Below are 15,186 nucleotides of genomic sequence, written 5' to 3'. Positions count from 1 at the left end.
TGCAGGTCGAGCTACCCCAATCCCCGGACAGATCTATCCCATGCGGACCGTTTGCGGCGTGCCCAGTGCTGTGAAGCGATTCAAAATCGCGGCACAGATTTGAAGCTCCGCCACCTGTCGGTCAAAGTCTTGTGACTTGACGTGGTCCGCCAGCAACTTGAAGCAGTGCATCTTCGTTTCGGCCAGGCTACGCCGATGGTAGCCACTCCACTTTTTCCAGAGCGTGCGTCCCAGATACTTCACCGAACGTAGCGACTCGTTGCGAGCCTGATTCCCCGGTGCATTCCCTTTCCAGAACTGGCCGTTTCGACGTGGAGGAATGATGGCCGCAGCACCACGATCCGCAATCGCGGCATGACACAAGCGCGTGTCGTATGCGCCATCCGTGGTCACCGTCATCAACTTCTCGGTCGGTGGTATTTGCGACAGCAGCTCCGGCAGCATCGTGGCATCGCCCGTACGATTGTCGGTCACTTCTATTGCCCGGATTTCCAGCGTTTGTGCATCAATTCCTAGATGCAGTTTGCGCCATTGGCGGCGGTAGTCGGCACCATGCTTCTTCACCTTCCACTCGCCTTCACCCATCATCTTGATACCGGTGCTATCCACCAGCAGATGCAGACAGCCCTGTTTCCTCTGCACCGGAATGCGCACCTGCAGGTCTTTCTGGCGGCGGGAAAGCGTGCTGAAGTCAGGAACGGCCCAGTCAAGTCCAGCCAAACGCAACATGCTTTCGACCATGCCTGTGGCCTGGCGTAATGCCAGACCAAAGAGGCATTTGATGGTGAGACAGAACTGGATGGCAGCATCAGAGAAAGTGGGCTGCCGTCCGCGCTTACCAGTGGACGGAGCCTGCCAGTTCATATCCTTGTCGAGCCAGAGAAGGAACTGCCCTCGCTGCTTGAGGGCGTGGTTGTAGGTCTGCCAGTTGATAGTTTGGTACTTGGGAGGGAGGGGCTTGCTCATGCGGTCATTCTACCGGACAGGCGCAAGCCCTGATTTGTGCAACAAAGCCTGTCCACGGGGAACGGGACAGATCAGAATCGCCCCGCGTCTACATAAGACAAGCGGCCATTTTTTGGGAGGAGGTCACATGGGCCAGGTTGTGGGAACGGATCGAGTGCCTACTTGAAAGTAGAGGTTACAGCGGTGCTATCGCGGGCCGAAGTAACCCAGTTCCCGTTCCATACAGCGAGCTTGCGAAGGTCCGCCACACGCAGCGCGGGTATTGATGCTAGTGGCGCCTTCAGGGTCGATTCAGGAGCGCCCCTCCCAGTTCGTCGGGGTCTGCCATCGCCTTGCTGGACGATCCCACGCCAGCTCGATACCATGTGAGCGAAGCTCCTGCACCTTCTTCTTGAAGACGTCATCGGAGAGCTTGCCCAAGCGCATGAGCTTGAGAACAATATCATATGATTGCCAGTGCTTCGGGGGGTGTCTGTCAATCATGATTTCGATTAGCTTCAGCATTTGGGATTGCACCAACAGGCTTGAGGTGACTGACTTTTCGTCTTCCAGCCCCTCCAGCTCAGCGGAGTCATCTCCGTCTTGAATGGCGTCCAGCACCCGCAGAATGGCCACAGCTAGCTTACGCAGTGTACCGTCGCTTTCGAAGTGCGACAGGAATTCTTTGCGATGCGACTCAGGAATCCAACTCTCGTGCTCCTCTAAGGAACTCAGAGCATTGGGTGCGAGTGCCGCCATCCGGGCAAGCCAATCTGACTTCACGTCTTGGCTCACGGGAAGTCCGAAGAGCGCGTTCCAGACGTCCGCCATGAACTCGCCGGACGTGTGCTGCTTGCGCTCAAGCAACAGGCCGGCCAGGCGCTCTGCATGGGCGACGCCCAGCGCATGCGCTACTTCCGCCAGTACCTCTTCCTCGCCCATGAATGACAGCCATTCCCATGCCACCTCGAACATGCTGTGATCTGGCATGCGTACGATTCTACGAAGCACCGAGTTCCACGCTGTGTTTCTAGATCCGTGGACACCAACGTAGTAGATGACGGGATGGTGGCCAGTGAAGACATGCACACACGCTTCGAGAATCGAGGCCGGCAGCCTAGAGATAATTTCTTCAGGTACCGAAGCTAATGTGAGTCCCGCTGGAAGCAACGCGTTCTGGAGTTCCGATGGAACGTCACGGCGAGTCAGCGCAGCTGCTTGCAGCCATACAACATCAAGGTCTGCTGTCGTCAAATGCTGTAGTATGCGCGCTCGTTCAACGTCTTTCAGGTTATCCCAATTATCAACTAGGTCCGAGACCACACGGATCCGACTTGCTGTGCCAGGAACTGCAAGCAGGCGTTCGATCCGTACTCCCCTCTCGCTGGTCTCGCTCGATACACCCGCGATGAGGATGTTCGTGACGCCGAGCATGTAGTCGCTCGGGACTCTAGAAAGCGCGTACTGGTGGACCAAAGCTATCCAATGGTCAATGATTTCCATCAGGCTCTCGTGAGACATGTTCCCTATGGCATCATTCATCACGTAGTACAGCCGCTCGTCCCTGAATGAGGCACCTAGCGGCAGCTGACGGAGAACCAATGGCATCAGGGCTTCAAGCACTGGCCAAGGGGTCTCACTGCCTCCGTACTCTTTGCGAGTAATCGCCACCAGGCTGTCGATAAGAACAGCTGCCGAGATCGGGGAATCAGCCATCATCTGTAGACCGCTAATGAGGGCGGCGCGGCGCGGCTCACTGCAGACTGGCCACGCTTTCAGCACGCCTTTGTATGCGGCCTTGGTGACGGCAGGGTGCTGCTCATTGAAGATGCGCTGCAACAGGAGTTGGTCGCCGTCTCGAGGGGAGCTGAGCCAGAGGCGAGCAACAGGCGCACGGATCATGGAGATGTCAAAGCTTAGAAGTCGAGATGCCATCTGGAGCGTCAGCCGCCCGGGGGACTCCTGAAGGAACATCACAGCTCTTGCCGCATCCTGTGCGGAAAGGGTTTCCGGCCGTTCACTGTCCAAGAGGACCAACGCATCCTCGACCTCTGCCAGAGGAACAGATGCTGGGAACGGGTCGACTTCCAGGTAGTCCTCGAACGTGGCCGACGGGATGCGTGGCTGACCATCCTCTGTCCACTCTACGTATGAAAGCTCCATGATGGTTACGCAGCGTACCCAGTCAGGCATCTTTGCCTGATGTTCAACAGACAGTGTTTGCAGCCTGCGCACAACAAACTCGAAACACAAGTCACGGACTGCGGGAAAGATCGAATGCAGTCCTCGAACCGCTAGGCTAAAGACACCTTGCCGACCATCCTCAGTGTTTAGATTACGGTACACCCAGCCGAGATTGGTGGCCGCCGCACGGGATACATCAGCATCGAGCGTGAACAGCGCCCGTTCCAAAGTGGATAGCGCCGACTCCATTGATCGGGTGGTCGCGGCATCCACAAGCGACTCGGCACTGGCCCGGTAGAATGGGTGGCTGAAGGTGTAGCGCTTGGATGCTCGGCTTACCATTCTTCGAAGCTCAAGGCGATCCAAGTCATCGCGCTGCTGTGCAGACAAAGCCGGGAGTGGTACGTAGCTTGGCGGCGGTGCCGGCGGCGTGGTCGAAACTTCGCTAGGCCATGAGGACATGGTTCCCTTGACGTTGGACTCACCGGGGCAGTCGCTTCGCTTGTCGTCCAGCACGAATGCTAGCTCCAGCTCAGCGCTTCGCAGGGAAGGTGTCGATGCAATCGCGAGCGCGCTCATTAGAGGTGCGAGTTGCTCCTCGCGTAGCGCGTCGCCCAGAGATCTCGAGTCTTGACGCGCGTGGCTAATAACGTCGGCGAGTTGAGGGTCCGCACCGATACGATCGTGGTTGGCTGCAAGGTAGACGAGGCAGCCAGGTTCCAAGTCAAGTTGCCCAGCCTCGATGGCCTCTGCAACCAACGTTCCTAGAGACGGAGGGACGGAATAGTCGGTGCTCAGTTTATTCCAGAGGTTGCCTAGGAAACCGTTGGTACCAATGCTCATCTCCACCCAGAACAAGTTTCCTGTACGGATGGCGGAGACTGACTGACATCGAGAGATCTGCAGGAGGCGGTCCTGCGCTTGAGAGACGATGAGCCGCCTGCCGTTGGCAAGTTTGGGGATCAGGGTGCCCAGTAGCATCAGCTCGCGTGCCGCGTTGTCCGCCGCATGCGCGCCTCCAAGTGGGTCGTCGACGAGAGCGGCTCGGTTGCCTACCACAGGCTCGGTCAGATAGCGTTCTGCTTCTGAAATGTCGGTACAGATTCGAACGCTGTAGCCTTGCTTTTGTAGCGAGTACGCTAGGTTGCGAGCGCAGAAAGTCTTTCCCACGCGAGGAGGCCCAGTGAGGAGGAGCGCAGAGTCGAGCGACAGGCGGTCCAGTAAGGTCTGCTCCTCCCCTCTGGAAACGTAGGATACCGCTACCAACGGGTCTACCGCCGAGCCCCACGAGATGACTTTGTCCACCTGTGGCAGTATGTTCACGTCGGTCTTTTTTTCACTCAAGACGATGTCTGTGATACGCCTTATCACCTCCTCAACCCGATCTGGAACCACGCGGTGAACAGTTTCAAGGGTGACTCGAATGTGTCTTAGAACCGTGGACTCGTCAATCCGCTCAGCGATGAGGACCCTCTGAAGTGCTGTCTTCAGTGAAGCAGCAGGTGTGACCGCAAGCAGTGCCCCGATGTTCGCTCGACGTCGTTTGACCAAGTTCGAGTCAGTTGATGATGTGCCTGTCGCGTAGTTGTGCAAGCCCTCCCGCATTCCGTGCTCTACGGCGTTTGTTACGCACCCCTTTGGCACTTGCGTTGTGTGGACCGACAGGGGCACTGTATGGGGGGCGACGGCATCGTTGCAACGGCCGCTGGCAACAAACAACACGGATCTGCTGGAATCATTCGAAATCCGCTCTAGCAGCGATCCGCTGTCACTGTGGGCCGGATAGTGAGCAAGCCAGTCCGCCAATACATCATGTGTAATGGCGGTGGTTGCGCCCTTCACCTGCACTTCCACCGTTCTGGTAACGCCATTTTCTGTGGCATGCAGAAGGGCATCTTCGCCGTCTTTGGGCTCGATCTGCAGCGAGGCCCTCGGATTCCCGGACGCAAGTACAGCTAGAAGTACGCATACGTGATCCTGAAAGCGGTACTTTTGTTGGCCGATAATCTCAATTGACATACATCTTCTTCGAAACGAAGTCTCCCTCTTTGCTATCTAGAATAGCGCTGCTCGGCCAAAAAATGGACACCGTTATCATGCCGCTGGGCAGTTCTATATGCCAGTCCACACCCGCCGACTTCGATTTGATGGGCGGTCCCGGCGATGGAGCCATCGCCAGAGTTGTCTGTCTTCGTGGGCGCATTGGCGTCACCGCCTTGGGCCAGCTTGCACCTACGATGAACGACGTTGGCATTAGTGCCATTTGCTATGGCGAACTCGGCGCTCTGCTCCACCACCTGCACCCTCGTCATCGTGTTGTACCGCAGCATCCCCGCCTTCTCGCTTGTCATTGTATCCAGCTGAAACTCGATGCCGTTACTTTGATGACCAAACCAACAGACCTGACCCCAGAACGGTCCATACAGCAAGATCGCTATGAGCTTTGACATCGCGGGAAAGCTACATCTTTTCTGCTACTTTTACATCAGCCGCGCTTAAGTCATAATATATCTTTGTCATTATTTGGCGGTGTGATGATGGGCAGAAGCACAGCAATCCGGCAAGTAGGGGGCATGGTGGCTGCTATGGTAATTTGCGCTATTCAGCTGGCAGGCGCAGCCTCGCTGCTGGGTGGTCCAACCGACAATTCCGTGTGTGATCTCGGCACAGCGCCGCAGAACAGCAGGAAGATTTACCAGGCCAGTGACTTTATCCGCTCACAGTGCAAAAAAGGCCAAGTGTTGGTGGGGAGCGGCATCGTGCCTGCAGGGGGATCTGACGCGGATGTGGTGCGTCTGGCGCGTAGCTTCTGCCGGGTGGCAGACATTCAGATCCGACGCACGCAGGCAGATATGGGCGGCCTCATCATGGAAATCGACGAGGTACGCTGCACCATCGGGAAGCTACCAAAATGAGAAAAACGTTCTTCGCGGGTTTACTGGCCGTTGTGGCAACTAATGCGATGGCCGCTGATGGCGGGACGTTGCGTGGTGGCGTGTGTATTGGTTCGTTCCAGGGCGCTGACTCGCTGATGAGTTGCGAACACCTCGGTAGAGTGACCATCCGCCAGATTTACGAAAAGGGCTTCCGGGTCGTTCACATGCAGGACGACAAGAATACCGCCACTTATGTGATGGTGGTCATCGAGGAACAGAAGCGATGAAGGGAACGATAGTCAAAAAGCTATTTACTGGCCGACGTTGGATGCTCTGGCTTCCCGTGCCAGCATCGGTATGGCTGGCACTGCCCGAATGGCAGCACATTCCCGCCATGTTGATCGGCGGCCTGATCATGTGGATTCCGTTCTGGCTAGCCTGGTGGCTCAGTGATGGCTTCGCCGGTATGTCCAGGTGGCCCGGTGCGGGGGCGCGTGGCCCTTCGGTAGTTGCCGGTGTGAACCCGCGCACAGGAAAGCCATGCACGGTGTTGCGTCATACTTGGGGTGACACTTACTCGGGTGGTGATTAGTTCTGTCAAAGATACTCAGCTGGATAGTGTTCTAGTTTGGTTGATAGCATGAGCGACGAATGGCGTCTGAATGACATAATCACAGGGACAATGCATCACCCGACTGCTACACTCGTAAGTCATATTTCTCAATAAGGCATTGGCTGGTTTTCCCGCCAATTTTTCAGGAGATAGCATGAATTCAGCTGCAAGAATCCTTGCGATCTATGAACAAGTCATAGGCTATCCCGATCGCAGTGGTACCCAGTTTATTCAGCTTTGGATTCATGTTTTCAAGCTAAGTGAAAACGATGAAGATGGAGCTACCGCTGCTCTAATGGCTTTTCGCGCTGAAATCGAGCTTGCAAAGACAAAACTGATCGAGCAGGGGGTCCCTGAACCGCTATTTTATGAGAGCTTTGCTCGTATCAAGGGAATCGCCTCGGCCACGCTCTTAAATCAAGAGTGGGCCTCACACAAACGTAGCTTACCGTCTGATGTTCTCCTTGGTCTCCAATGGGCAGCTTGGGCACTTCCGAAGGAAGAAGACGAGCTCAGTGCCGAGGAATTGGCATCTCTTATCTCTGATCTGGAGTCACTGCAAGAATCCATCGAAGCCAGCAATCTGTCGATGTATGTCAAAGATTTTGTTCTCCGTCAGATTGATCTGATCCGCATGGCCCTACGTCAATATCGTATTAGTGGTATTTCTCCAGTTGAGACTGCGCTTGAAACTACTTATGGTGCCATTCGTCGAAATAGCCCGGCACTGACGAAGCAGGTTGAGAATGCTTCCACCGAAGACAAGATGCTACTCAAACGGTTCGAGACAGTTTTGACAAAGACAGCTGAGACTGCTGAAAAGATTGATAAGGTGCGCAAAGGCGGTGAAGTGCTGGCAAAAATTAGCCACGTGGTTGGAGAGGCCATAGGCGACGTCATAAATTTTCTCACCTAGCATGTAAATATTGTGGAGGTCGGGGATAGTCAGCCTTCCATCAATGAGCGCTGAGGTGACGACTCGGAATGCCAAAGAAGCTGTTCTAGCTTCGTGACCAAAGGAACGTAGTATGGGGCAAGCCAAAAAGCGAGGTTCACGAGAACAGCGCATTGCTGATGCGCTCGGATTAAATCAGCGTACCCTCGTTGACATTAAGAAAGAATATGGTCTGCCAGCAACTGCCGAGTTTCTCGGTTATGGAGTCCATCTACCTGTGCCAGACGAGTTTCTAGCGATGTTCGAAGACACCGCGGTTGCTACAAAAAAAGCATGGTGCAAAAATCCGCAAGCGGCCTTGACGATGGATAGCTTTGCAGACGCTTATGAGACCTCACGTAAATGCCGAGACTCCACTGTTGTTGGTATTTTTGATCTTGGGGATCAAATCTACGTAGCACAAATCGGCGGCGAGAAATGATCAACGTAGGCGAACAGCTCGTTGCTTCTTATTTCCGGTACATCCGTGGTTGCGAGTTCATTCAGACCAACGTGTACACCGTTGATGCGCAGGGTGAATCGCCCCAACTTCTCTAGACACTCTTGAGCCGTTGGAAATATTGCTTCTCAAACTCTACCGGCGATAGCCCGTTTGCGGAACCATGCCGGCGCTTCGGGTTGTAGAACATCTCGATGTAATCGAAGATGTCTCGTCGGGCTTCCTCCCGGTCGTGATAGGTTTTTCGCTTGATGCGCTCCCGCTTCAGCAACTGGAAGAAACTCTCCGCCACGGCATTGTCGTGGCAGTTCCCGCGTCGACTCATGCTGGGCACCAAGCGATGGGCCTTCAGGAAGTCCTGCCAGTCGTAACTACTGAACTGACTCCCCTGATCGGAATGCACCAGCACCTCCTGCTTTGGCTGACGTCGCCATACCGCCATCAACAGGGCATTCAGCACCAGCTCTCTATCGATACGTGACTGCATCGACCAACCAATGACCTGCCGCGAGAACAGGTCGAGCACCACCGCCAGGTACAACCACCCCTCATGTGTGCGGATATACGTGATGTCGGTCACCCAGGATTTATTCGGTGCATCCACGGTGAACTGGCGCTGCAGGTGGTTCGGCGCCACCACTGCGGGCCGGCCACGGTAATGCCCCGGACGTCGGTGGTAGCCCGTCTGCGAACGTAGTCCCTCCTGCTTCATCAGCCGGGCCACTCGGTGTTTGCTGCAACACTCGCCCAGAGCCCGCAGGTCGTCATACACCTTGCGGTAGCCATAGACACCACCACTCTCTAGCCAAGCCTGCTTGATGTGTCCCAGCAAACGCTGGTCTTCGCGAGCGCGGCGTGAATGCGGGGAAGCTTTCCAGGCGTAGTAGCCACTGGGGTGCACAGCCATGACACGACACAAACGTCGAACAGGAAACTGCTGCTCATGAGTCCGGATGAAGGCATACCTTACCCGGACTCCTTGGCAAAGTATGCGGCGGCCTTTTTTAGGATGTCGCGCTCCTCGGTCATCCGTTTCAGCTCTGCCTTGAGACGGCGGATTTCAGCTTGCTGGTCAGCAGATTCGGCCGGTTTCGCGCGCTTGGGGTCGTAGCGTTTCAGCCATTGATACAGGCTGTGTGCCGAAACACCGAGACGGCTGGCGACTTCGGCCACCGGATAGCCACGTTCGGTTACCTGTTTGACGGCTTCAATCTTGAATTCTTCGGGGAAACGCTGCCTGCTCATGACACCTCCTTGTAGGGCCTAGTGTGAGGCTCACGAGGTATCTAGGAAAGGAGGGGCGATTCAGTGATTTGATAACAGGCCGGAGACTAAAATATGACCATGCGAACGTATGTTCACTTTATCTGCCCAAACGGGCATCTTGGGGAGGAGAGAACTTCTGAGAATGATCAGCCCTTCTCCGACATGTGGGAGTCGGTAACGCTCACTGGCATGAGGGCGGTCAAGGTTGGCCAGGAAGACCACTATACCTGTGAAAAATGCGGAGAGCTGATGTCGCAGACGCAACGTCCGAAATAACTCGGGAAATTGGAAATGAGTGATTTCTGCGACGAGTGTCATGACGGCGATGGCGGGACGGTTTACCCGTACCACGGTGTAGGTCCGCACATTTGTTGGCCATTCGGTCGGCGTGTCAGTGTCGAAGTGGCCGCAGAATTTCCAGCCTGACCCTGATTTTGGCAACAAAGACGACGGGCTGCCGCCAGGTGGCATTTGGACGCATTGCGTCGAATGTGGCGCTGCTAAACAGGCAGCGGATAAACCCACGGAATTTAATAGGGAAAAATAGCCATGAAGCGGGAAGTAAAAAATTTTAGTGTGCAGGTTGTTGGAACGGATGTGATTGTAGAGGCGTCGGGGGGACGTCGGGTCAGCCCTATTAGTGTTCGTGGGCGAGTTTGAAGGCGCGCCGTGCTTGAGACTTTTCATTAATCATCTTTGGGATAACAACGGTGAGGGGGTACACCATGCACAATGATAGCTTTGACTTGGAAATTGCCTTGCGCAGGCTACAGCAGCATGCGAATGAAGAGGGGGACTTGGGATATGCCTACTGGAGCAAGGTGCGCGATCTGCTCATTGACGCGGAAAGCATGAAGAGCGAGATAGCTCGGCTGAAACGTGAGCTCGAAGCTTGCCGTTCTGGTAAGGATTGATCCTCCTGCGTTTGCTAGATGCATTGATGGCTGCTTCTAAGTCCATGGCGGCCATTTTTGCTTGTTGTCTGCGTCAATCCTGTCAGAAGGCTAGGCAAGGAGGCCCTGCTGGACGGGTACTCCCTGCTTTGTGCAGTCATCACAATCATCGGTACAGAGATCGGCAAAATTTTCTCAGTTCAATCGACATGGTTTTTATAAGTAATTGTTCTTAATTGGTAATTTACATAATCATATCGGCAGAAAGATCGGCAAATAAATAAGCGGATGCTTGAGTGCGATGACCGGTTATCACAAATGGAACCCATCTATAAGTAGGAGATCGCCCCAAAGCTGTGTGTCTACAGAGTCCAAGCTGTTGCCTGGACGGACTTTTACATGACTGCCCAGGTAAGAGCCTGGACGGGGGCGTGTATGGTGATAAGATCAAAAGTCGGTTGTTTTCGACTTTTATTGATAGTGTGAGGCTCAATTGCTTCATCGCAGACTATTTGTTTTCGACTTTAAAGGAAACACGAACTTAAGCAGCCGCTCTGCAAGCCTTGCTGGGGCGTGTGTTGTGTTTTCGACTCTATTTAGCCGGAACACTGTCTGTTCCGGCTAAATAAAGTCGAAAGCAAACCCAAAGTCTTAGCAAACGTTACATCTATATTGCGGAATTTTTTTATGTTTAATAGAAAACTGGTGTTTTGCTGGCTTATGGATGTTGTGCATGACGCAGAGATACAGGTTGCATCGTCCCCACTTTTACTAGATACGTTTACTGCTGCTTCCTAATTGGAAGGGGCCATCTTTTATCTGAGATATGAAAGTCCGCTATGGCCGACGACCAACCGCTGTCTGGTCTGACCAGGCAGCTGATCGGCCAAAGCGCTCAGTCACAGCCAGGCTCACGACGTCCGCTTCCGTATTGATTGCAGCCGTTCAATTATCTACAGAAGCAAGGGCGATTCAAGCAGCTATGCACAGCACCAGCCAAATACTCCCCCTGGCTTCTGATTCAGTGATGTGTAGTTGGTCTCTTGTTGTTTTTCGATGTAATAATTCAAAAAATACCCCATTGCCATTTATCAATATTTCATAAATTATTGATGTCAGCATGTGGGCATGATTTCATCATCATATGTATTTGGGTTGGGTGCTGCTCAATACAGGGTCGATTCGTCAAGTGGTGGTTTGGGGTTTGGCCAAGGTTGATCAGTTGCTGACACTGGCAATGGTGGCCTACGACTTAATGCGGCTGCGGACGTTGGCCGCATTGCATCCAGCGTTGGAATGGTGGAGGTGAAAAAAGCTGCAAACGAGCCTTGCTAGGCCGGGTTCGTGCTGATTCAGGGTGTTCACCGGGTTGTGATTATGGCACCGCAGAGGATGGCGTATGCCCAGCTGGTGCGTATTTCAACAGCCAGCAAGTAGAAGTTTCGATGGCGAAAATAGCATGTCATCATCACGTAATTTCTCCTTCCGGCGAGCAGGTTTAACTCAGACCAAACGAAGCGCGTAAATTGATAATTCAGTATTAAAACTCTACAAAAGCTTTACATTTTTTGCAGAAATTTTCTGCGCGCAATTTTAGTTGCCAAATAAAACTATGATGCCCTTGTATTACTTTCCCGGCTGGGATGAATTCCTGATTTTATGCACCCACTTGAAAGTGATATAGCCATGGATTGTGATAGTATGTCGATGTGATATTTGGCTAGATGCTTTCAATTTGGTGATTTTGAAAGAATAAGTGAATCAATTATTAGCGCTTTTATATTGGCAACGTGTATGGGATCAGCTTGTTGGGTGAGGCTTTAATGAATAATTTGCTTAATAACGGTTCTGCAATTGGAAAAATTCGTCAACTAGCTAAGCATTTAATTGGTTACTTATATTTTTTGCAATTTGATTACGTGCGTTTGGTTTTGGATGAAAAAAGCTCACCTTGTATTTTGTCTTTGGCATTTTCAGGCGCGTCGATCGGCATTGATGATGAGTGACCTAATACATCGGGTTTCTATATATCGCAGGGCTCTGCTTGCAGCAGCCATGGCATGATGCCTTTGCGAATAATAAGTACAATGCGTTTACCTAATAAGCTAATTAAATCTACCATACGTATTTTATTTTCTTGTAAAAATACATTGGCGCAAATCGAATAACTTGCTGATCACCTTGTTATTTTCAGCAAGGTTGAGGCTGAAATATAAAATGCCAAAGAGAGGTACTTATGAAAGTCTTGGTGATTGAACCTTGCTATTTTGGTTTGGGCTACCTTCGAGCGTTAAAGGAAATGTCAATTTCCTGTATTGTAGCCACAAGCGATATAAATTTTCCTGATATGCATGGCTATCGCGATTTAGTTGAGCACGTGGTTGTCTGTGATGTGAGTAATCCAAATAAAATTCAATCTGCTATAAAAGAGATTAATCAGCTGGATTTTATTTCGGCAGTTGTGCCTGGCAATCAGTTTGTTACAGAGTCTGCAGCCGGATTCGCAGTCAAGCATGATTTGCTCGGTCTGACGGTATCTTCTGCAAACCTTGGGGTGCACAAGGATAAGGCGCGTGTTGCATACCAGCGTAGCGCGGCCCCGTCTTTACAATTTTTATTGGTAAAGTCTGTCCAGCAAGCCTTACTAGAGTCAGAACGTATCGGTTATCCACTAATTGTAAAGCCGACAAGCTCCGCCTCGAGTAAAGGCGTTTCCCTGGTCTACGATGATGCTGAACTACGAGCCGCCTTTGCTGTGCTTTCTGAAATGAGTTTTGGTGTCTTTGGTTTTCAACATCGAAACGAAGTATTATTGGAAGAATTTGCAGATGGAAATGAATTTAGTGTTGAACTTGCATTGGAGAAGAAACAACTTCGTTTTGCTGGTGTTACAGAAAAATGGGTCACTGCGCCACCATATTTTGTAGAGTTGGGCCATGTGCATCCTGCTCGCATTTCAAACGCACAAGCTGATGCACTCATCAGTGCCGCATACCAAGCTGCCGAGGCGCTTGAATTGGAGACCGGCGTATTCCATGTCGAACTCAAATTGGGCAAAGATGGTCCTAAGATCATAGAGTGCAATCCGAGACCCGGAGGCGATCACATTACGACGGATCTGGTCCCGCTTGCGACAGGCGTTAATCTCTTTGAGATGCATCTCGATATTCTTCTTATGAAGCCAGTTAAGTCCAGTGCAAAAAATATTCGTGGTGCTGCAGTTGGATTTGTTGTGGCTACTGAGGCTGGTGAGTTTCAAGAGCTAATAGGCATGGAAGAGCTTTCTTTACTGCCTTTTTTAGTACGTTGTGTTGTGGAAAAGAAATCAGGTGCTAAGATTCGACCACCGCAAAGCTCTGTAGATCGTGTTGCCTATATTATTGTGACCGGTGATGACAATGAGCAGGCCGTGCAAAATCTAAAAACAGCAATGTCCATGGTGAAGATTCATTCTATTCCTTTGAAAGCATCGAATGAATTCTAAGTTGCTGCCATTGTTATTTTTTCATGGTTTGGATAAGTTAATTTTCTTTTCTATCACACCCAATGCACCATATTCCGCATTGAGAGACAGATGGCTTAGCGAATCGGATCTCGCTTTGTATTTTGTTATTCAAATATTTTGTTACAGGCTATTCCCCTTGGTAGGTGGTTTTTTGGCTGATCGGTTTGATAAGTATTGCGTTATATTATTTGGCTCTGTGTTGCAAGCAATAGGTTTTGCCTTGCTCTGCGTCACGACATCGTCAATTCAACTATTAATTGCGGGTGGTATAGTTGGCATTGGCGGTGGCATTCTCAATCCCGCTATTTATGCAAGTATCAGTCAGTTTGCAGGCACGAAGAGTGAGTATGCATTTTCTATTCACTATTTGCTGATAAATTTGGGTGCAATGTTAGGGCCGATGGTTATTTGGCCTCTCTTTGCTAGTCAATCTTTATACCTATTGATTTTCCTGACTGTTGCTTTTGGCTGGATGGCCGTGACTACATCTTCGGAATTCCATGCCGTAAAACTAACAGGCACTAGCGGTTTGATGGAACCTTTGCGTGACCATGTGTTTCTTCAGGTGCTACTTGTATTTTCTGGTATTTGGGCTTGCTATACAATGATCTTTTCTAGCGTACCATTGATATCATCCCAATTGGGCACCCAGTTTGAAGGCAATGTCTGGCTAGGTCTAAACTCCTTTACTGTGCTTTGTGCATTCATTTGGGGTGCTTTGCGCAGTAAGAGTCCACAAAGAAATATCAATGCTTGGAATAAAATATTCATCGGTCTATGGCTTACAATTATTGGCATTTTATGCGCTGGTGCTGCTACTCATATATCAACTGTTGTGTTGGGTGTTGTCTTGCTTAGTATTGGTGAATTGATGGCCATTCCGTTGCTGTATAGCTTTGTCTCTAATTATGCACCTGCTAATTTTAAAAGTCGCTATTTTGGTTTTGTATGGGTAGCTGGCGCGGTTGGAGAGGCGGGGGCGCAATATATATTATGGGTTGTCGCTAATCCTCGCATTGTGTGTTTTGTTTCGGCCATGTTTTTAATTCTCTTAACACTGAGTAATCGATCTTTGCGACGGCAAGTACAAGCCATGGTCTGATTAATCAAGCTCGCATTAACCCCGTCGCTGAGATGCATCGGCTAGCAGGCTGTTGAAATACTGGCATCTAGCGCACCGATCAGCGACGATGCGGACAAGTGCTCAAGATGGAAGGATGTGCGATGCGTGGAGCGGACGGTTATAACGAAGCGTTGTTCACCACCATTCGGCTTGAGGAATTCGTTCCGGCCAACCTCCCGCTGCGTCCCATCCGTTCCTGGCTCAACGAAGCCCTCATCAAAATGGATGCCCGCTTCTCGGCAATGTACGAAGCCGATGACAAAGGAGGACGACCGAGCTTGCGCCGGCGAGACTGGTGCTGGCAATGTTGCTTCCGGTGTTGTACCGCCGACGTCCCCCAGAAAACTGGCATGGAGAGAAGCACAGTAATGCCAGTCATGCTTCGGT

13 protein-coding genes and 2 pseudogenes are annotated in these 15,186 nt (G+C 51.6%); 11 read left to right on the top strand and 4 right to left on the bottom strand.

Annotation, left to right across the window (positions count from 1 at the left end; translation table 11 throughout):
* Positions 1-33 precede the first annotated feature (33 nt).
* Together PQU95_RS05135 and PQU95_RS05130 are read right to left on the bottom strand one after the other, a co-directional pair.
* Positions 34-966: an IS5 family transposase gene (locus tag PQU95_RS05135; RefSeq protein WP_272750989.1), complete on the bottom strand. Its 933-nt coding sequence runs from the start codon at positions 964-966 to the stop codon at positions 34-36.
* Positions 967-1,257: 291 nt separating this feature from the next.
* A complete protein-coding gene (locus tag PQU95_RS05130; protein ID WP_272750988.1) occupies positions 1,258-5,148 on the bottom strand; it encodes an nSTAND3 domain-containing NTPase in 3,891 nt (1,296 codons plus the stop codon).
* A gap of 62 nt (positions 5,149-5,210) precedes the next feature.
* On the opposite strand from PQU95_RS05130, the gene PQU95_RS05125 reads away from it, so the two are divergent.
* The 5 genes from PQU95_RS05125 (at position 5,211) to PQU95_RS05105 (ending at position 7,994) form a co-directional block, all read left to right on the top strand.
* Complete coding sequence (locus PQU95_RS05125) at positions 5,211-5,576, top strand: hypothetical protein (protein WP_272750987.1); 366 nt, start codon at positions 5,211-5,213, stop codon at positions 5,574-5,576.
* 87 nt (positions 5,577-5,663) lie between these two features.
* Positions 5,664-6,044 (top strand): hypothetical protein, encoded by a 381-nt coding sequence (locus PQU95_RS05120; protein ID WP_272750986.1) that lies wholly within the window; start codon positions 5,664-5,666, stop codon positions 6,042-6,044.
* Positions 6,041-6,292 carry a hypothetical protein gene (locus tag PQU95_RS05115; RefSeq protein ID WP_272750985.1) on the top strand — a complete coding sequence of 84 codons (252 nt, stop codon included), beginning with the start codon at positions 6,041-6,043 and terminating at the stop codon, positions 6,290-6,292. The genes PQU95_RS05120 and PQU95_RS05115 overlap by 4 nt, the downstream gene beginning before the upstream one ends.
* 480 nt (positions 6,293-6,772) lie before the next feature.
* On the top strand, positions 6,773-7,534 hold the full coding sequence (locus PQU95_RS05110) for a hypothetical protein (RefSeq protein ID WP_272750984.1): 762 nt from the start codon (positions 6,773-6,775) through the stop codon (positions 7,532-7,534).
* 112 nt (positions 7,535-7,646) lie between these two features.
* The gene (locus tag PQU95_RS05105) at positions 7,647-7,994 is read left to right on the top strand and encodes a hypothetical protein (protein ID WP_272750983.1); all 348 of its coding nucleotides are present in this window, start codon (positions 7,647-7,649) and stop codon (positions 7,992-7,994) included.
* A 112-nt stretch (positions 7,995-8,106) separates the two neighbouring features.
* Here PQU95_RS05105 and PQU95_RS05100 read toward each other — a convergent pair.
* Together PQU95_RS05100 and PQU95_RS05095 are read right to left on the bottom strand one after the other, a co-directional pair.
* Positions 8,107-9,257, bottom strand: a protein-coding gene (locus PQU95_RS05100; RefSeq protein ID WP_272750982.1) for an IS3 family transposase whose coding sequence is annotated in 2 segments (ribosomal slippage) — positions 8,107-9,011 and positions 9,011-9,257 — 1,152 coding nt in all. Because the reading frame shifts where the segments join, the coding sequence is not laid out codon by codon here.
* Positions 9,258-9,317: 60 nt separating this feature from the next.
* On the bottom strand, positions 9,318-9,965 hold the full coding sequence (locus PQU95_RS05095; RefSeq protein ID WP_272750981.1) for a hypothetical protein: 648 nt from the start codon (positions 9,963-9,965) through the stop codon (positions 9,318-9,320).
* A gap of 38 nt (positions 9,966-10,003) precedes the next feature.
* Here PQU95_RS05095 and PQU95_RS05090 point away from each other — a divergent pair, with 38 nt between their 5' ends.
* The 6 genes and pseudogenes from PQU95_RS05090 to PQU95_RS05065 form a co-directional block, all read left to right on the top strand.
* Positions 10,004-10,192: a hypothetical protein gene (locus PQU95_RS05090; protein WP_272750980.1), complete on the top strand. Its 189-nt coding sequence runs from the start codon at positions 10,004-10,006 to the stop codon at positions 10,190-10,192.
* 1,153 nt (positions 10,193-11,345) lie between these two features.
* Positions 11,346-11,480 (top strand): annotated as a pseudogene (locus tag PQU95_RS05085) (IS5/IS1182 family transposase); the annotation flags it as partial.
* 514 nt (positions 11,481-11,994) lie between these two features.
* Positions 11,995-12,177: a hypothetical protein gene (locus PQU95_RS05080; RefSeq protein WP_272750979.1), complete on the top strand. Its 183-nt coding sequence runs from the start codon at positions 11,995-11,997 to the stop codon at positions 12,175-12,177.
* Between the two features lie 230 nt (positions 12,178-12,407).
* On the top strand, positions 12,408-13,655 hold the full coding sequence (locus PQU95_RS05075; protein ID WP_272750978.1) for an ATP-grasp domain-containing protein: 1,248 nt from the start codon (positions 12,408-12,410) through the stop codon (positions 13,653-13,655).
* Entirely contained in the window at positions 13,645-14,778 is a 1,134-nt protein-coding gene (locus PQU95_RS05070) for an MFS transporter (protein WP_272750977.1), read from the top strand. Before PQU95_RS05075 ends, PQU95_RS05070 begins: the two co-directional genes overlap by 11 nt.
* 122 nt (positions 14,779-14,900) lie before the next feature.
* A pseudogene (locus tag PQU95_RS05065) lies at positions 14,901-15,133 on the top strand (transposase); the annotation flags it as partial.
* Positions 15,134-15,186: the final 53 nt, after the last annotated feature.

It is taken from the genome of Vogesella aquatica (assembly GCF_028548455.1).
Classification (GTDB): Bacteria; Pseudomonadota; Gammaproteobacteria; order Burkholderiales; family Chromobacteriaceae; genus Vogesella; species Vogesella aquatica.
This window is presented reverse-complemented; position numbering and strand designations above follow the sequence as displayed.